At 63.5% G+C, this 17,806-nt stretch carries 17 protein-coding genes and 1 pseudogene; 6 read left to right on the forward strand and 12 right to left on the reverse strand.

All coding sequences use genetic code 11. The features are described 5' to 3' along the window. Nucleotides 1-7: 7 nt before the first annotated feature. The 7 genes from AC0L3K_RS00240 to AC0L3K_RS00270 form a co-directional block, all read right to left on the reverse strand. Nucleotides 8-664, reverse strand: a complete 657-nt coding sequence (locus AC0L3K_RS00240) for a hypothetical protein (protein ID WP_473365319.1) — start codon at nt 662-664, stop codon at nt 8-10. Between the two features lie 230 nt (nt 665-894). Next, complete coding sequence (gene epsC, locus AC0L3K_RS00245; RefSeq protein WP_473365320.1) at nt 895-1,812, reverse strand: serine O-acetyltransferase EpsC; 918 nt, start codon at nt 1,810-1,812, stop codon at nt 895-897. Continuing rightward, nucleotides 1,802-2,374, reverse strand: coding sequence for a flavin reductase family protein (locus AC0L3K_RS00250; protein ID WP_473365321.1), 573 nt, complete (start codon nt 2,372-2,374; stop codon nt 1,802-1,804). The genes epsC and AC0L3K_RS00250 overlap by 11 nt, the downstream gene beginning before the upstream one ends. Before the next feature lie 44 nt (nt 2,375-2,418). Then, nucleotides 2,419-3,651 carry an acyl-CoA dehydrogenase family protein gene (locus tag AC0L3K_RS00255; RefSeq protein WP_473365322.1) on the reverse strand — a complete coding sequence of 411 codons (1,233 nt, stop codon included), beginning with the start codon at nt 3,649-3,651 and terminating at the stop codon, nt 2,419-2,421. A gap of 24 nt (nt 3,652-3,675) precedes the next feature. Beyond that, nucleotides 3,676-4,680 carry an NrtA/SsuA/CpmA family ABC transporter substrate-binding protein gene (locus AC0L3K_RS00260; protein WP_473365323.1) on the reverse strand — a complete coding sequence of 335 codons (1,005 nt, stop codon included), beginning with the start codon at nt 4,678-4,680 and terminating at the stop codon, nt 3,676-3,678. Nucleotides 4,681-4,698: 18 nt separating this feature from the next. Next, a complete protein-coding gene (locus tag AC0L3K_RS00265) occupies nt 4,699-5,427 on the reverse strand; it encodes an ABC transporter ATP-binding protein (RefSeq protein ID WP_473365324.1) in 729 nt (242 codons plus the stop codon). Beyond that, entirely contained in the window at nt 5,424-6,173 is a 750-nt protein-coding gene (locus tag AC0L3K_RS00270; RefSeq protein WP_473365432.1) for an ABC transporter permease subunit, read from the reverse strand. The genes AC0L3K_RS00265 and AC0L3K_RS00270 overlap by 4 nt, the downstream gene beginning before the upstream one ends. Nucleotides 6,174-6,562: 389 nt before the next feature. Here AC0L3K_RS00270 and AC0L3K_RS00275 point away from each other — a divergent pair, with 389 nt between their 5' ends. Then, nucleotides 6,563-7,771 (forward strand): LLM class flavin-dependent oxidoreductase, encoded by a 1,209-nt coding sequence (locus AC0L3K_RS00275; protein ID WP_473365325.1) that lies wholly within the window; start codon nt 6,563-6,565, stop codon nt 7,769-7,771. Here the strand turns inward: AC0L3K_RS00275 and AC0L3K_RS00280 are convergent. The 3 genes from AC0L3K_RS00280 to AC0L3K_RS00290 all read right to left on the reverse strand — a co-directional run bounded on the left by AC0L3K_RS00280 (nt 7,654) and on the right by AC0L3K_RS00290 (nt 11,596). After that, nucleotides 7,654-8,994 carry an LLM class flavin-dependent oxidoreductase gene (locus AC0L3K_RS00280; RefSeq protein ID WP_473365326.1) on the reverse strand — a complete coding sequence of 447 codons (1,341 nt, stop codon included), beginning with the start codon at nt 8,992-8,994 and terminating at the stop codon, nt 7,654-7,656. The two genes, AC0L3K_RS00275 and AC0L3K_RS00280, sit on opposite strands and share 118 nt — an antisense overlap. A 42-nt stretch (nt 8,995-9,036) precedes the next feature. Beyond that, nucleotides 9,037-10,002, reverse strand: a complete 966-nt coding sequence (locus tag AC0L3K_RS00285; RefSeq protein WP_473365327.1) for an aliphatic sulfonate ABC transporter substrate-binding protein — start codon at nt 10,000-10,002, stop codon at nt 9,037-9,039. 169 nt (nt 10,003-10,171) lie between these two features. Then, complete coding sequence (locus AC0L3K_RS00290) at nt 10,172-11,596, reverse strand: LLM class flavin-dependent oxidoreductase (RefSeq protein WP_473365328.1); 1,425 nt, start codon at nt 11,594-11,596, stop codon at nt 10,172-10,174. A 242-nt stretch (nt 11,597-11,838) separates the two neighbouring features. Between AC0L3K_RS00290 and AC0L3K_RS00295 the strand changes: the two genes are divergently transcribed. From AC0L3K_RS00295 to AC0L3K_RS00315, 5 genes are all read left to right on the forward strand, one after another. Next, entirely contained in the window at nt 11,839-13,164 is a 1,326-nt protein-coding gene (locus AC0L3K_RS00295; RefSeq protein WP_473365329.1) for an O-acetylhomoserine aminocarboxypropyltransferase/cysteine synthase family protein, read from the forward strand. Between the two features lie 29 nt (nt 13,165-13,193). After that, on the forward strand, nt 13,194-13,991 hold the full coding sequence (locus AC0L3K_RS00300) for a MetQ/NlpA family ABC transporter substrate-binding protein (protein ID WP_473365330.1): 798 nt from the start codon (nt 13,194-13,196) through the stop codon (nt 13,989-13,991). Between the two features lie 29 nt (nt 13,992-14,020). Then, nucleotides 14,021-14,269, forward strand: a complete 249-nt coding sequence (locus AC0L3K_RS00305) for a hypothetical protein (RefSeq protein WP_473365331.1) — start codon at nt 14,021-14,023, stop codon at nt 14,267-14,269. Nucleotides 14,270-14,330: 61 nt separating this feature from the next. Continuing rightward, nucleotides 14,331-15,959, forward strand: coding sequence for an FAD-dependent oxidoreductase (locus AC0L3K_RS00310; protein WP_473365332.1), 1,629 nt, complete (start codon nt 14,331-14,333; stop codon nt 15,957-15,959). Continuing rightward, on the forward strand, nt 15,956-16,276 hold the full coding sequence (locus AC0L3K_RS00315) for a 4Fe-4S dicluster domain-containing protein (protein ID WP_473365333.1): 321 nt from the start codon (nt 15,956-15,958) through the stop codon (nt 16,274-16,276). The genes AC0L3K_RS00310 and AC0L3K_RS00315 overlap by 4 nt, the downstream gene beginning before the upstream one ends. A gap of 41 nt (nt 16,277-16,317) precedes the next feature. Here the strand turns inward: AC0L3K_RS00315 and AC0L3K_RS00320 are convergent, their stop codons facing one another. Then, a complete protein-coding gene (locus AC0L3K_RS00320) occupies nt 16,318-17,145 on the reverse strand; it encodes an ABC transporter permease (protein WP_473365334.1) in 828 nt (275 codons plus the stop codon). Beyond that, nucleotides 17,138-17,686 (reverse strand): annotated as a pseudogene (locus AC0L3K_RS00325) (ABC transporter ATP-binding protein); the annotation flags it as partial. The pseudogene AC0L3K_RS00325 and the gene AC0L3K_RS00320, both read right to left, overlap by 8 nt. Nucleotides 17,687-17,806 lie beyond the last annotated feature (120 nt).

A 17,806-nucleotide genomic window follows, 5' to 3' on the forward strand; every position in this document is an offset into this window, starting at 1 on the left:
AGTTGCGTTAGTCGTTTTGATATCCCTTCAGCACGGCGGACATCTGGCCTTTTTCCTTCAGCCATTGCGGCCAAATATCCGGCAGCTGCGTAACCGGATCATCGGTCAATTGAAGGACGACACGTTTGAGTTCGACGCCCGGTCCAAAGCTGATGGCCAAGTCATCAGGCGGGAGCTCCACGTACCGGTGCTCATCATCGATATCGACGAAGCGAATTAGTTGAGGCAAAGCAATAAAGGGCACGTCCCGCGGCCCGCTCTGACGAAGCAACTCATGAAGCGCGGCTTTCTTCTGATTGAAGTCTGCGCCCCCGCCGGCTCTGCGATAGGCCGCAAAAGGCAAACACCCGATATCGTCAAAGAGGCAAAAAGACTTCTTGTGGCGCTCGATCCGCTGCGCAGGGGTTCTCGTCGCATTCGAGAAGGTCAGGAAGAGCATGCCTTTCTCGCCGAGGTCAACGGTCGGCGCATATCCGACAGGTGTTGGAAACGAGTTGAAGTGGCTCGGAGACCAAGCCGGCTCAATATTGTAAGATACGTCAATGACGCTCGATCCGGTCTTGACCTGATCGCCATCCTGCACTTCGACGGTCAGACGATAGCGCACATGAACATCGTAAAAATTGAGCCTGAAAAACGCGACCACAAGGATCACCAAGCCCACGAGTATTCCAAGCGCGATAAACAACCTTTTTTTCAAACGAGCAAACCTGGCGATTGCGATTATTAGAGCGATAGGTTGCAAGAGCTGGCTACGTCAACCTCTACCACGCCAAATGCTCAATTTTGGATGAAGCAGGTGCGACTTCCGGTACGGGTCACAAGCCGCCGATCACACGCAAAGTGGGAGACTTCCGCTTTGGATTGGTAAGCCGACTTTTATCGGTACGCGCCCTAACCCTGCTTGTTGCGGGCGGTGGCCTGCGTCACGACGCTGTTCGGCGGCACGTCCTGGGTAACCCAGACGTTGCCGCCGATGGTCGCGCCCCGGCCGATCGTGATCCGCCCCAGGATGGTTGCGCCGGAATAGATCACGACGTCGTCCTCAACGGTCGGATGCCGCGCATCGCCCTTGATCAGCTGACCATCGTCGTCGGTCGGAAAGTGGCGCGCGCCGAGCGTCACGGCCTGATAGATACGGACATTGTCACCGATGATCGCCGTCTCGCCGATCACCACGCCGGTCCCGTGATCAATGAAGAAACCGGATCCGATGCTGGCGCCGGGGTGAATGTCGATGCCGGTTCTCGTATGAGCAATCTCCGCGACAAGCCGGGCGATCAAGCGCGCATTGAGCTTATCAAGGATATGTGCCAGCCGGTGATGGATGATCGCCGTCATTCCCGGATATCCGATCAGGATCTCCGGAAAATTCCTGGCTGCGGGATCTCCGACGAAGGCCGCTCTCAGATCGGAGATCAGGAGCCCACGCACCGCCGGCAGGCATGCGCCGAACTGCCGCGTCAGCTCGACCGCGTCCTCGCGCCGGTAGCCTGGAATCAGCTCGTCCCCGACAAATCGCGCACCGCGGTGGATCTGGTCGCAAAGGCCCTCGAGGGCGATGCTCAGGCGATTGCCGACGAAATAGTCGATATTCTCGCCGTCGAGATCGAACTGACCATAATGCCTGGGAAACAGCGCCTCGGTGAGGCCATCTAGAATGGCCCGAAGCGCCTCGCGGGAGGGGGCGCGTCGCGCCTCTCCGTCGCGCCTAATGCTGTGTGTTTCCTCGCGCGAGAGGCGAAGCTCGGCGACGATCCTGTCAAGCTGCCAGCGCCCGCCGCTGGGCGATTCCGGCGGGTTACCTGACATGAGCCAACGGAATGCTGATCTCGGCGAGGAGGTCGAGGTCGAAGTCGTGCGTGATCGGGATGTACTGGCCGTTCCAGTACACCAGGCCCGAGAGCTCGTGCGACAGTTCGAAGCTCAACAGGCTGCCGATAATGATGCCGTGCGAGTGCCGTTCAATGATCTCCTCGACCTTGCATTCGATGGTCGCGAGGGTGTCTCCAAGCAGCGGCACGGCGGCCGCCCCCGCGGACCATCGGATGCCATTGAAGCGCTCGTGGCCCTTCAAGCTGCCGTCGCTGAAACGCCCGGCGAGAGCCTGCTGGTCCGATCCCAGAATGTTGACACCGAATACCCTGTAACGGGCGATTCGGGCGAAGGACGAGGCCTGCCGGTTGACGCTGACCAGCAGCCGGGGCGGACTGGCGCTAAGTGATGTCAGGGACGACACCGTCATGCCGGTGATGTCCTGGTCGCGACCGGCCGTGATAATGGTGACGCCGCCGGCCAGGCGCCGCATCACGGCGCGAAACTGGTTCTCGACCTCGCCATCGCCGCTGACCAGATGAATGTCGGACTTTCCCATCTGTCGCTCCTCGCATCGGACGCCGTGGATAGGCCTGTTCGCTCTTAGAAAAAGCCCTTCGCGGGCAATGGAGTGCCGTTGATTTCGTGTTCGCCGATCGAGCGCGCCTTGTAGGTCGTCGGGTTGTGCGACGACAGCGTCCGCGCATTGCGCCAGTGACGGTCGAAGTTGGTGACCTTTTTGGTCGCCGATGCGCCGCCGACATCGAACAACAGGCTGCCACCCCGGATGGCGAAATCATCGGCGATGATCTTTGCCTTGGCCGAGAGCAGGGCGGCCGTGTGCGCGGCGTCTGCCGCGTTCGCAGCGCCGGCATCGAATGCGTCGGTCGCGATGTCCAGCGCTTCGGCTGCCGCCAGCACGACGGTTTCGGCCGCAAAGGCGCCGCCGGCGATCTGGCCGACCGTCTGTTGCAGGAGGGGATCGTCGGTCGGGATCTCGGTCGGCGCATAGTAGAACGTACGCTTGCGCGAGCGGACCAGGGCTGTCGCATCCCGCAGCGTCGCACGCGCAATACCCGCAACGATCGCAGTCAGAAACAGCTGCGCAAACGTATTGGAATAGGGCACGCCATACCCGCCGTCCGGGGTATCGAACACGATCTCCGCTCGCTTGACGTTGACGTTGCGGAAGTGCGTGGTGCCGGTCGCCGTGAGCCGCTGCCCGAGCCCGTCCCAGTCGTCGACCAGCTCGATGCCCTCGCGCTTGATCGGCACGATCGTGGCACCGGTCGCGCCGGATGGATCGGCCGCGCGTACAAGGACGTAGTCCGAATACAGAGTGCCTGTGCTGTAATACTTGGTGCCGTTCAGCAGGTAGTCGCCGTTGCCGTCCGGCGTGAACGTCGTCCCGGGCGTGACATTGCCGACCCGCGAGCTTTCGAGCTCGGTGGTCGCAAGTCCAATGATGGCGCCCTCAGCGACCGCCTTTTGCCATTGCCGGCTCTGCTCGTCCTTGGGTGTACGAACCAAGCGCTCGACCACGCTGAAATGGTTGCGCAGGATATGCGCCACATTGGCGTCGGCCTCGCCGAGCCGGATCACGAAGGCGAAGAGATCGCGGATCGTGCTCCCGGCGCCGCCGGCGTTCACAGGCAACCGCAGCGCGCCGAGGCGGGCGCGGCGGATGAGATCGATGACTTCGAAAGGCAGGACGCGGTCGCGCTCGCGGTCACTGGCCCCCTCGGAGATCTGGTTGAGCATAGCCTCCAGTTCCGGCGAGCCGGTCTTGAGCGGTTCGGATGGCGTCAGGGAGGGTGTGGATACGGTCTTGTTCATTGTCTTGGCCTGTAGGTGGCGTTCTTAGAGCTGGGCGAGATGCTCGGTCACCTTGACCGGCTCGGGCAAAACCTTGCGGGCGACGAGCCAGTCGGCGGCCTTTTGCAGCTCACTGATGAATCGCTCGTCGTTCACGGCGAAGTAGCGGTACTGGCGCTTCAGCGCAATGAACTGGTCACGGACTTCGTCGCTGTACTTGCCCGCCTTCTGGGCGATGTACTCGGCGTCCTTGCTGTTCTCCGAAATCCACTTGCCTTCGGCGCGGAACGCGTCGTTCACGGCGCGCACCAGCGCGGGATTGTCGGTCGCGAATTTGCGGGTGGTGAGATAGGAGGTGAAATCGATCTGGAACTCGAGGTCGCGGCCTTCCAGGAAGATGTCGTGCGCGTTGTATTCGCGCCGGGCGATGTCGACGCCGGGGCTCCACATCGACCACGCGTCGACCTTGCCCGAAGCAAGCGCCGGCGCGGCATCGGGCGGATTGAGATAGACGACCTTTACCGCGGAGCGGTCCACCTTGTGCTTCTCGAGAGCTGCGACCAGCAGGAATTCGCCGAGGCCCGAGCGATTGACCGCGACCGACTTGCCGACGAGATCCTCGATCCTGTCGATGCCGGAACCGTCCTTGGCAATGATCGCGGTGGTGCGCGGCTCGTAGACCACGAACTGAGTGAACACCAGGGGCGAGCCGGCGATGATCGCGGCCAGCGCCGGCGTTGTGCTGCCGCCAAAGCTGAAATCGGCGCTGCCGCCGGTAACGGCCTGCAGGGTGGGGGCGTGGTTCGGAAACGGGCCGAGCCACTCGACCTTGATGCCGTCCCTGGCCAGCAGCTTCTCGAATTCGCCGCGTTCCTTGGCGATCAGATTGAGGCCGCCCAGGCCCCAGGTCAGGCGGACCGTGTCCGTGGTGCGGCTCGGCGCCGCCTCGGCAAACTCACTGATGTTCAGGCCGGCGAGCGCGCCAATGCCGAAGGCTGCGGAGCCGAGGAAGTTGCGTCGGGATGGTTTGGCGATTGAGGAGTCGGACATATTGGCCTTCCGGATAAACTAGTTAGGCGAATGGGAGATCACACCGAGCTCGCCGAGAAGTTCGGTCCGAGAGATGGGCGTAGAGCCGTCGCGTGCCGCGCGGTGCTCGTAGGCGATCGCGCCGTGACGCATCACCAGGATGCGATCGGCAAGCGCGATGGCTTCATCGACGTCGTGGGTGACGAGCAGGACGCCCGGCTGATGATTGGCGACGAGCTCTCGGACGAGCTCGTGCATGCGGATACGCGTGAGCGCATCGAGCGCGGCAAAGGGCTCGTCGAACAGCAGAAGCTCGGGCTGCTGCACCAGCGCACGGGCGAGCGCAACACGCTGGGCCTGTCCGCCGGAGAGGTTGCGCGGCCAGTCGTCGAGACGATCGCCGAGACCGACCTCGGTCAGCGCTTCGGCGGCGCGCTCGCGCGCATCCGGCCCTTGCAGGCCAAGCGAGACGTTGCGCCAGAGGCTGTCCCACGGCAGAAGCCGGTGTTCCTGGAACACCACGGCCGGGCGGCGCGGCGCCACGATGCGTCCACCCTGAACGGAATCCAGCCCGGCGAGTGCGCGCAGCAGCGTGGTCTTGCCGCAGCCGCTCTCGCCCAGCAGGGCAACAAACTCGCCCCGCTCAATGCGCAGGCTCAGCTTTTCGATGACCACGCGGCTGCCGTAGCTGCGCATGAGGTTGCTGACGACGACAGCCGGACCTGTTTCGAATGAGGCAGCAGACAGCGGCGCGACATGAGCGTTCATCGTGCTGCCCCGTAATTCGGATGCCAGGCGAGCAAGCGCCGTTCGAGTAAGCGTGCGATGCCGTCGGCGGCGACGCCGATCAGTGCGTAGATCACGATCGTCAGCACGATCACATCGGTGCGCAGGAATTCACGCGCGTCCATGGCGAGAAAGCCGATGCCAGACTGCGCGCCGATGGTCTCGGCCACCACCAGCGCGAGCCACGCTGTCGCCAGGGCATAACGGACCCCGGTCAGGATTGACGGCAATGCGCCGGGAAGGATAATCCGGCGGATCAGCTGAATCGGGCCCAAGCCCTGGACGCGGCCGAGCTCGAGCAGTTTGGGATCGACCTGTCGGATGCCAAGCACGGTGTTGATGTAGATCGGAAAAGTGACGCCGAGCGCAACAAGGAAGATCTTCTGCGTCTCGCCGACGCCGAGCCAGACGATGACCAAGGGCAGGACCGCGAGGAAAGGGATGGCCCTGATCATCTGCACGCTGCGGTCGATTGCGGCTTCAGCGATCTTCGAGAATCCGACGAGAATGCCAAGCGTAGCGCCAACCACCGTGCCGATCACGAAGCCCGACGCCGCGCGCAACAGGCTGACGCCGAGATCGTTCAGGAGTGTTCCGGTGGTCGCAAGCTTGAACGCGGTGCGCATCACCTTGCCGGGCGCCGGAAGCACGTGTGGGGACAGCCATCCGGCCTGCGCAAGCCATTCCCAGACGACGACGAGCACGACCGGGGCGATCCAAGACAGCAGCTGAAGGCCTCGCGGGCCGAGCTTGCCCTTTGGCGTTGCCGGAGCGTCTGTATTTTCGCTGCTTCGCCGCGACCGCCGGCCGTCCGTGCCAATCGCGGCGCGGTCGATGTCGCTCAGTTCGATATTGCTCAAGACAACAGACCTCGTTTCACCAACTGCGTTTGATGCAGGGAGTGTGACGCCAATGACTTGCCGTCCCTGCAAAATGTCCCACGAAATCGTGTCGACAGAAATAGAGGGCTATTTCAATTGTCGTTCGCTCCGCAGTGATCTGCGGTCGTCGCAGCATCGATGCGCGACAAAGAAAATCTTTTGATGTCGGTCTGCTTGATCTTGCGCCAACCATTGGCGACAACGCTTGGAGCTGAGAGAGTTACCGGGAGAACATGATGACGATCGCACCTCTTCGCTTCGGCATCTGGGCTCTGGTGCACGGGCCTCGCGCTGCGCATCAGGACCCGGAAGAGCCTTACGATGCGTCCTGGGAGCGCAATCGCGACCTCATCCTCGCGGCCGAGGAGCTTGGTTATGATTCGACGCTGATCGCACAGCACACGATCAATCCGCATCAGGAGGATCTCGACCAGCTCGAGGCGTGGAGCGCCGCCGCTGCGGTTGCGGCGCTGACGAAGCGCATCGAGATCATCGCCGCGATCAAGCCGTATCTCTATCACCCCGTGGTTCTCGCAAAGCTGGCGCTCGGGATTGAGAACATCAGCCGCGGCCGGTTCGCGATCAATCTGGTGAATGCCTGGAACCGGCCGGAGCTGGAGAAGGCAGGAATCGGCTTTCCAGAGCACGACGCGCGCTATGCTTACGGCAGGGAATGGATATCGATCGTCTCGCGCCTGATGGAGGGTGAACGTCTCAATCACAGCGGCGATCACTTCAAGGTTTCCGATTATACGCTGCGCCCGGCCGGTCTCTACCGCAAGCGACCGGCAATCTATGTTGGTGGAGAGTCCGAGCCGGCGCGCGATCTGGTTGCCGGCCATGGCGACGTCTGGTTTATCAATGGTCAGCCGCCCGACGATGTCGCCAGCCTGATCGCCGATGTCGCGGCACGTCCGCGTGGTCCGGCGCCACCCTTGCGTTTCGGCCTGTCCGCCTTTGTCGTCGCGCGCGAAACCCGCGAGCAGGCAGAGGCCGCTCATGAGCGGCTGCTGAGCCTCGCCGCAAAGGATGCACCGATGAAGTCGATCCAGAAGCAGAATACCGACCCGAAGGTCGTGATGATGCAGACCATGCAGAAGACGCCGCGCGTCGGCAGCAATGGCGGCACGGCCGCGGGGCTGGTCGGTAGTTATGACGAGGTCGCAGAGCGCATCGCGGCATTCCATGCCGCCGGCATCGAACTGTTCATGCTGCAGTTCCAGCCGTTCGAAGCCGAGATGCGGCGTTTTGCGCTCGAAGTGATTCCCCGCGTGCGTGCGAGGCAATCAACTGGGCCTAGCGGCCCTGGCCCAGTCCCTGGGGTAAGTCAGGCCGAAGCCACCTCCGGCGCCTGCTTCGCGAAGCGGCTCGCTGGCCGAGGCAAATCGAAATGGTCGCGCAGCGTCGTGCCGGTATATTCGGTGCGGAATAGCCCGCGCTTCTGAAGAATGGGCACGACCGTATCGACGAAGGTTTCGAGCCCGGACGGGAGAACATCCGGCATCAGATTGAAGCCGTCGGCGGCGCCGGCCTTGAACCAGGCCTCGATGTCGTCCGCGATCTGTTCCGGTGTGCCGACGATGATGCGATGGCCAACGCCGCCGCCGAGCGCACGGATCAACTGACGAACAGTGAGATTGCCGCGCCGGGCCAGGTTCACTGTGCCCTGGAACATGGTGTGATTGGCGTTTGCCGGAAGCGGCAGGGGATCGGGAAGCGGCTTGTCGAGGTCGAGAAGGCCAGGGTCGATCTGCAGCGTGCCGGCGAGGCGCGCCAGGCTGTATTCGATCGGCACCAGCGACCAGAGTTCATCCTGTCGCCGTTTGGCTTCGGCCTCGGTGCTGCCGATCACGGTGGCGAGACCTGGCAGATTGACGATCGAATCGCCGGAACGCCCGTAAGCAGCTGCGCGTGTGCGCAGATCTCGCGCGTAGGCGACGCCCTCATCGATACTCTGCGCCAGCGTGAACACGGCTTCCGCATAGGCTGCCGCGAAATCGCGGCCGTCATTCGACCCGCCAGCCTGGACTGTGACGGGCCGTCCTTGTGGTGAGCGCGGGACGTTCAGCGGCCCGGCCACCGAAAAATGCGGGCCGCGATGCGCGATCGGGTGCACCTTCGACGTATCGACAAATCGTGCGCTCGCCTTGTCGCCGACAAAGGCGTCGTCCTCCCAGCTGTCAAACAGCGCGTGGACGACCTCCGTGAATTCCTTGGCGCGCTCGTATCGGGCCTTGTGCTCCAGTGCACCCGAGAGGCCAAAGTTGCGGCTTGAAGCGGCATCTGCTGTCGTGACTGCATTCCACCCCGCGCGTCCGCCGCTGGCATGATCCAGCGTCACGAACCGGCGCGCGATGTTGTAGGGTTCGTTGTAGGTTGTGGACACCGTTCCGATCAGCCCGACATGCTTCGTTGCGGCGGCGACCGTCGCCAGCACGATGGTCGGCTCAAGCGACGTGAACGACCGGTAGTCGATGCGGTCGTTCACGGCGGGCGAATCCGCCAGAAAGATCGCGTCGAACTTGCCGCGTTCGGCAATTTGAGCCACACGCACATAATGACCGAGATCGAAGAAGGCGCGCGGATCGCTGTCCGGCAGCCGCCAGGCTGACGGGTAGACGCCGGAATGAAGCAGGTTGACGTTCAGATGCAGTTGGCGTGGCGGCATGGGATTTCCGTAGTCGGCGGCGATTGCCGCAAGTAGCGGAGATCAGGATCCCTTTGGCGACCAGATCTTGATGGCCGCAGTGTCGAGCTTCACCGGGATCAGGCTTTCCGCGTAGAACGCATCGGCAATGCGCTGCTGCTCCGACAAGCCGGACCCGGTGACTGCGCCTACTTGATAGGAGCGGTGGCTGTTGGCCTCTTCGACAGTCGCCGCGTCGATACCCCAGAGCCCCGCGAGCAACGTTGCCGCGTCCTTTGGCTGGGCTTTCACCCATTTTCCGGTCGCGGCAAGTTTGGCGAAGATCACATTCAACACTTCGTCATGCTTGTCCGCATAGGCTGCCGAGGCGAGGTAATAGCGCTTGTAGCTCGCGAGGCCATTGTTCCCGTCGGACAAGATACGACCTTTCGTCTGGTGGAGGGCGCTGGTCAGGAACGGATCCCAGGCGACCCAGGCATCGACATTGTTGCTGACGAAGGCCGCTCGGCCGTCGGCCGGCGTCAGATAGGCCGGCGAGATGTCCTTGAAGCTTAGCCCGGACTTGGCCAGTGCTGCGAGCAGCAGATAGTGGCTGCCGGCGCCCTTGGTCACGCCGATCTTCTTGCCCTTGAGTTCAGTGATGGTCTTGATGGCCGAAGCCTCCGGCACCACGATTGCCTGCGCCGCGGGTGAGGCGGCTTCCTCCGCGACATAGACGAGTTTGGCACCGGCGGCCTGCGCGAAGATCGGCACGGTGTCGGCGACGTCGGCGCCGAAATCGATACTGCCGATGTTGATGGCCTCCAGCAGCGGCAGGCCGCTGGTGAACTCGTGCCAGGAGATGGTGACGCCAAGCGGCGCAAGCGCCTTCTCCAACTCCCCGTTCGTCTTGAGGATCGCGGTCAGCGTCGAGGACTTTTGGTAGCCGATGCGGATCTCCTCGGCCATTGCGGGCTGAATGGACGCCATGGCGAAGATGCTGAACGCGGCTGCGGCGAGGGCCTTCAGGCGGGAGGTAAGACGAGGCATGAACAATGATCCTGAAGCTCAGCCGCTTTGGCGGCGTTTGGCAAACTGCACGCCGTATGTGCCGGCAATCGCGGACACGTTGCAATTTCAGATTACGAAGGCGTTGGAGAACAAAGCGTTCGCGGTCGGTCGCAATCCGAGAACGGAATTTTCCATGCGATGCCGCTTGTTACGTCATCGGCCCACTACTCAGCGGCATAGGATCGGAGCGTTCCGGTCGTCGAAGGCCACGCCGAAAGCCTGCGCCTGGATGTGTCTCATGCAGCCGCGGGCCGCGGCCGGGACACAGCTTTTCGCGCAGCGTGCCCTCGCGATAGACGGTCTTGTAGACGCCACGGGATTGCAGTTCCGGGACCGCGAGATCGACGAAGGCGTTGAGCGATTCCGGCACGACGAGGCGAAATAGATTAAAACCGTCGACGTCGGTGTCTTCTGCCCAAGAGATCAGTTCGTCGGCGACGTCTTGTGGTGAGCCGACCACAAAGGGGGACCGGGCGCCGGCGCGGCTCAACTTCGCGAGGTCGCCGACATGGACCGGCCGATCGCTGCGCACGGTGAAATTCTCGACCATCGATTGGATGGCGTTGCTCTCGACGTATTCCACCGGCTGGTCAGGCCGATAGGTCGAGAAGTCGATGCCCGTCCAGCCCGACAGCAGGGCGAGCTGGCCGGTCTGATCGACGTGACGCGCGTAGTCCTCGAGCAGATCATTGGCTTCGGCACGCGTCGGCGCCACGATCACGGTCGCGCCGGCAAACAGACGGATGTCATAGGGATCGCGCCCATAAGCCTTGGCCGCCTCGCGTATCTCGCGCGCCGCGCGCGCAAGGATCGGCTTGGTCTGGCCGTTGAGAAAGATCGCTTCCGAATGTCGGGCCGCGAAGGCGCGACCGCGTTTCGACGTCCCAGCCTGATACAGCAGCGGCGTTCGCTGCGGCGAAGGCTCGGCGAGGTGGATGCCGTCGACCTTGAAATAGGGGCCTTCGTGCAGAACCCTGTGCAGCTTGGCCGGGTCCGTGAAGATGCGGGCACCGCGATCGCGGCGAACGGCGTCGTCCTCCCAGCTGCCTTCCCATAGCTTGTAGGCCGCGGTGAGAAAGTCTTCGGCCGCGTCATAACGATCGTCATGGGCGCGGCCAGCCGGAAGGCCCATGCCGCGGGCGCCGCTGTCGAGATAACCGGTGACAATGTTCCAGCCGATCCTGCCCTTGGTGAGATGGTCGAGCGTCGAAAACGTACGGGCCAATTGATAGGGATGCTCGAAGGTCAGATTTGACGTGATACCGAAGCCGAGATGGCTCGTGACGCTCGCCATGGCGGACACAAGCAGCGTCGGGTCCGCGTTGGGGAGCTGCACTGCGTGCAATGCGGCGGCATCGGCCGTGCCGCCATAGACGTCGTACACGCCGAACACATCCGCGAGGAAAATGCCGTCGAGCAGTCCCCGTTCCGCGGTCTTTGCGTAGTCGATCCAATAGTCGAGCGTGTTGTAGTCGATGGACGCATCGCGCGGGTGAGACCACAGGCCTGCCCAATTGTGGCTCGGTGCAGTCATGTTGAAGGCGTTGAAACGCAATTCGCGCGGTCTCGTCATAATCGTATCCTGTCGCCATTGCGAAAACATTTCTATCGGCCCGAGGATTCCTACCATTTTGCGCGAGTGGGTTTGTTCCCAATTCAACGAGTGATCGGGAAGAAACGAATTCCGAAACGGTGATGATACAGCACGCGCATCGCTATTTTTTCCAGCCGCTCGACAGCCCGAGAATCCAACCGCATCATTTCGCTCCTTGGCATTGCGCATCGCGCGTGCTCTCGAGATCGAAGGAGTTGCAGATGGCCTTGGAGACCCGGAACTTCGAGACTCTGGCGTTGCATGGTGGATCGTATCGCACCGATCCTGCCACCGGCGCGGTTGCGGTTCCGATCTATCAGACCACATCGTTCCAGTTCGAGAATAGCGACCACGCCTCGCGCCTGTTCGCGCTCGAGCAACTCGGTCCGATCTACACCCGCATCGGCAACCCGACCCAGGAAGCCTTTGAAACGCGGCTGGCAGCGCTTGAAGGCGGCGTAGCGGCCCTTGCCGTTGCTTCAGGTCAGACGGCTTCCGCTTTCGCGATCTTCAACATCGCGCAAGCCGGCGACAACATCGTGTCGTCGACCGACCTCTATGGCGGCACCTGGACGCTCCTCTCGCAGACACTGAAGCAGTTCGGTATCGAGGTCCGCTTCGTCGATCCCTCGGATCCCGAGAAGTTCCGGGGCGCGACCGACGCGAAGACGCGGGCCTATTTCGGCGAGACCCTCCCAAACCCGAAGCTGAATGTCTTTCCAATTAAGGAAGTCGCGGATATCGGCCGCTCGCTCGGCGTTCCGCTCATCCTGGACAACACGGCGTCGCCCCTGATCGCGCGTCCGTTCGAGCACGGCGCTGCGGTGGTTGTCTATTCCACGACCAAATATATCGGTGGCCATGGCACCGCGATCGGTGGCGCCATCGTTGATGGCGGCAATTTCGACTGGGCGGCACATGCGGACCGCTTCCCGCTTCTGAACAAGCCCGATGGGGCCTATCACGGCGCGATCTGGACGGAGGCGGCCAAGCCGCTGGGGCCTATCGCCTATATCCTTCGGGCTCGCGTTAAGCTGCTCCGGGATCTCGGCGCGTCGATCGCGCCGCAAAATGCCTTCCAGTTCATCCAGGGTCTCGAAACCCTGCCGCTGCGCATCCGCCAGCACAACGAGAATGCGGTCAAGGTCGCGAACTTCCTCGCTAGGCAGGCCTCGGTGTCGAACGTGATTTTCCCCGGCCTGCAAAGCGGGGAGAACAAGCGCCGGGCGGATGCGTATCTGAAGGGCGGCTACGGCGGTCTCGTCGGCCTCGAGCTGAAGGGTGGCGTCGAGGCGGGACGATGGTTCATCGATGCGCTTAAGCTGTTCTATCACGTCGCCAATATCGGCGATGCGCGGTCCCTGGCCATTCATCCGGCCTCGACAACGCATCAGCAGCTCACCGCAGCAGAGCAACTCGCCGCCGGCGTCACGCCTGGCTATGTCCGGCTGTCCGTCGGAATCGAGCATCCGGACGACATCCTAGCGGATCTCGGTCAGGCACTGACAGCCGCCGGCGCTGACGCCGGTGCGCGCAAAGCCGCCTGAAGCACATCATCTGGAATGGACTTGAGACAATGAGAACTGTTCTTCGAGCTGCCCAGGCCGTCGGCCTTTGGCTTGCACTGACCGCTGCCGCTGTCGCTGACGAGCCGTTGAAAATTGCGACCAGCGCTGGTCCGGTCGGACAGCTGGCGGCTTTTGCCGCCAAGCTGGCCAAAGAAAAGGGGCAGGACGTCAAGATCGTCGAGCTGTCAGACTGGGTGGTGTTGAACGAGGTCGTCAACAGCGGCGAGGTCGACGCCAACCTGTTTCAGCACGCAACCTATCTGGCGCTCCAAAACAAGCAGCGCGGTTTCAATCTGGTGCAGGTCGACAAGGTCGGCGTGATCGCACCGGTCGGCCTGTTCTCGAAGAAGATCAAGACGCTCGACGAGATCAAGTCCGGCGACAGTGTCGCCATTCCAAACGAGCCCCTCAACGGCGCCCGGGGCCTGATCTTGCTGGAGCGAGCCGGGCTGATCAAGCTGGCACCGGGCAAGGGCTTCTCGGTCAGCAAGTTCGACATCACGGACAATCCCAAGAATCTCAAGATCGTCGAGCTGGATCCGGCGCAAACCTATCGGTCGCTGGACGACGTGACGCTTGCGCTGGTCAACATCACCTATCTTATCCCCGCCGGGGGCGACCCCAAATCGGCGCTGATCATTGATCGCACCGTCGACGACGGCCTCGTGCTGCGCTTCACGGCCCGGCCGGACAAGAAGGACGATCCGCGTCTGAAGGCCTTCATCCAGGTATTCAACTCGCCGGAGGTAAGGCAGTTCATCGAGGAAAAGATCCCGGCGTTCATTCCGGCCGGATTCGGCAGCTAGGCGCGCGCGCTCCGGAAGGACATCCGGCCATGATCTACGTCGTCGATGTCAATGAGATGAGCTTTGCCTTCGTGGCCGGGAGCGAGAGGCACGCCGCGGACCTTGCGGGTTCGCCCGGGTTCGTGCGGGCGCTCGATCGATTTTTCCTGAATCAACGAAGCTCAGCGGCATCTAACCATCCGCGTGCTGCGACGGTTCGGGAGCTCGCTCTCTTCGACGACATGTCTTGCGAGTTTGCGGATGCAACGGCGGACATCCTGGTTGCCCGCGTCGGGTAGCTTTTGCAGCATTGCGCGTGACGGCTGAAGGGCCGCGCAGAAATGAGTCAGGAGACGAGCGATGACGAAGCCATATGCGCGCGCCGAGAAGCTGTCGAGCTCGGCAGGATCGATCGCGTTCGACGCCGACGTGCTGGTGCTCGGCGGCGGTCCCGCGGGGACATGGGCCGCGATCAGTGCTGCCGAACACGGTGCACGCGTCGTGCTGGCGGACAAGGGATTTTGCGGCACCTCAGGCGCGACCGCGGCGGCCGGCACCGGTGTGTGGTATGTCGACCCCGTTCCTGAACACCGCAAGGCCGCGATGGCTGGTCGCGAGAAACTGGGTGGTTATCTCCAGGACCGCCGCTGGATGGCGCGCGTGCTGGACCGGACATACGCTCAGAGCAACCAGCTTGCCGCTTGGGGTTATCCTTATCCCGCAGATGAGGACGGCAAGCCGCAGCGGAATTCCCTGCAGGGCCCCGAATACATGCGCCTGATGCGAAAGCGGACCAAGCAGGCTGGCGTCACCATCCTCGATCATTCACCCGCGCTCGAACTGCTGGTCGATGGCAACGGCGTGGTCGCGGGCGCCGCAGGCTTGCGCCGCCAGAAGGGAGATCGATGGGCGGTCAACGCCAAGGCCGTGGTGATCGCAACCGGCGGATGCGCCTTTCTCAGCAAGACGCTCGGGTCGAACGTGCTGACAGGGGACGGCTATCTCCTTGCCGCGGAGGCGGGGGCGGAATTCACCAGCATGGAGTTCTCCAACGCCTACGCGATCTCGCCGGCGTTCGGATCGGTGACCAAGACCCTGTTCTACAGCTGGGCGAGTTTTACCGACGAGCAGGGCAGTGTCATTCCGGGCGCGTCGTCGAAGGGCGGTCGCTCCGTGATTGCACGCGCGCTTCGCCAGGGCCCCGTATTTGCTCAGCTCGACGAGGCCGATGCCGAGACCCAGCGGCACATGCGCGCATCTCAGCCGAACTTCTTCCTGCCGTTCGACCGCACCGGCATCGATCCCTTCACCCAACGCTTTCCGATTACGCTTCGCCTCGAGGGGACCGTCCGCGGTACGGGAGGTCTGCGGATCGTTGACGACAGTTGCGCAACCACCGTTCCGGGCCTCTACGCAGCAGGTGACGCTGCGACCCGCGAGCTGATTTGCGGCGGCTTCACCGGCGGCGGCAGCCACAACGCCGCCTGGGCGATGTCTTCGGGCTATTGGGCCGGCCAAGGCGCGGCTGAGTTCGCGGGCCAACTGGGCACGACAATCGGGCGCCAGGCGTTCCGCCGGGGCACCGTTGGTCTGCGCACCGGCAATGGGCGGCCTTTGCACGGCGGTGCGCTCGCACGGAGCGTTCAGGATGAGGTGTTCCCTTACGAGCTGAATTATTTCCGCGAGGCCGGGCGACTGGGCGAGTCGCTCAATCGGCTGGACGGCTTGTGGTCGGAGGCGTCGAATGCGGCGGCGTCGGACGAATTGGAACTGCTACGTGCGCGCGAAGCCGCCGCCATGCTCGCGACGGCGCGCTGGATGTATCGCAGCGCGCTGGCGCGTCAGGAGAGCCGGGGAATGCATCGCCGCGACGACTATCCCGAGCAGGACGACCGCTACCGCCACTACGTGACCTCAGGAGGGGTCGACGAGGTCTGGACCTCGGGGCGCCCGCTGCATCCCTCAGAGTACGCGGAGGCCGCGGAATGATCGAGGTCATCGATTCCGACCGCTGCACGGCTTGCGACATCTGCGTCGACGTGTGCCCGACCAATGTCTTCGACAAGACCGAGGGCGTTCCCACGATCGCGCGCCAGAGCGACTGTCAGACCTGCTTCCTGTGCGAGCTCTATTGTCCCGAGGATGCGCTGTTCGTTTCGCCGTTTGCCGACGCGCCGCAAGCGGTTGATGTGGCCGCGCTGAAGCAGGCAGCGACGCTCGGCAGCTATCGGCGTGCGGTAGGCTGGACCGACGAGAGCCGGCACTTGCGCGATGCGGATCGGAGCTACCGGCTGTTCGGCCGTTGAAGTTTACGTCGTCTTCGGGAGAACGGACATGAGGGGAGCGCTCACCGGGTTTGTACCTGGCCCCAACGCTGCACCGTGATCCGGGTAAGGGTTCGGAAGATCACGCCCTCCACGAGGAGCCCGATCAGGATCACCGTCAGCAATCCGGCGAAGACGCTCGCCGTCTCCAATTGCGCGCGGTTTGTGTAGATGAACCAGCCGATACCGCCGGATCGGGCGCTGACGCCGAACACCAGTTCGGCTGCGATCAGTGTGCGCCAGGCGAAAGCCCAGCCGATCCGCAAACCCGACAGGATCTGGGGAAAGGCCGCGGGCACCAGAATCTCGGCGACGAACCGGCCGCCTGACAGGCCGAGGTTGCGGCCAGCCATGCGCAGGGTCGGCGGCACCGCGAGGAACCCGCCGTAGCAGGCAAGGGCCACCGGCCACAGAACCGAGTGCACGATCACGAAGATGAGGCTCGGCGTTCCCACTCCGAACCAAAGCAGCGCGATGGGAAGCAGTGCGATCGCGGGCAGCGGATTGAACATCGACGTCAACAGGCCGAGGGCTTCATTGCCCCAGCGCGACAGGGCCGCGAGCGTCGTGAGCACCGCCGCGACGACAACACCCAGCGCGTAACCCGTGATAAGAACCCGCAACGACGTCAACGCGCGGTTCGGCAGTTCGCCCGACAGGATGGCCGACCACAGCGCCGACAGCGTCGCGCCGACGGTCGGCAGCAGAAGTGCGTTGTCGAGCCAGCGCGCATAGACCTCCCAGACGAGCGCAAAGCCGGCGAGGATGATGAAGCGCCGCCAGGGCGTTCCCGCAAGCGCACGCCGCAGCGCTGGCGCGCGAACGAGTTTTGGAGCCGCGATGTCAGACATGATCGATTTCCGGACCAGCGAATACCGTTTCCTGGATCCGCCGTTCCAGTTCGCCGAAACCTAGGGTGCCGCGGGCACGAGTTTCCGGCGGGACATCGAACGTGGCGGCGAGCCGTCCCGGGTGCGGCGTCAGGGCCAGGATACGAGTCCCGACGCGGATCGCCTCGTCGATGCCGTGGGTCACGAACAAGGCGGTGTTTCCGGTCTCCTCGCACAGCCTCAGCAGTTCGTCCTGCATCTGCCGCCGCGTCAACGCGTCCAGCGCAGCAAAGGGTTCGTCCATCAGCAGCAGCGCCGGCTCCAAAGCAAAGGCCCGGGCGATCGCGACGCGCTGCTTCATTCCGCCCGACAGGGTGTGGGGAAAGGCGTCGACGAAATTCTTCAGTCCGACGCGTTCGAGCCAGCGACGGGCAATTTGCTCTGCGTCCCGGCGGGACAGCGCTTTTCCCCTCTCCAGGGCATAGCGCACATTGCCGAGGACCGTGCGCCACGGCAGCAGCTGGTCGAATTCCTGAAACACGGTCATGCGGTGGGGGGCGGGGGGGCCCCGCCCCCCCCCCGGGGGGGGGGGGGGGCCCCCGCCGGGGGGGGGGGGGGCCCCCCCCGCCCCCCGCGGGGGGGGGGGGGCGGCGCCCGCCGGGGCCCCCCCCCCCCCCCCGTG

It is taken from the genome of Bradyrhizobium sp. MI1.10, from assembly GCF_055811035.1.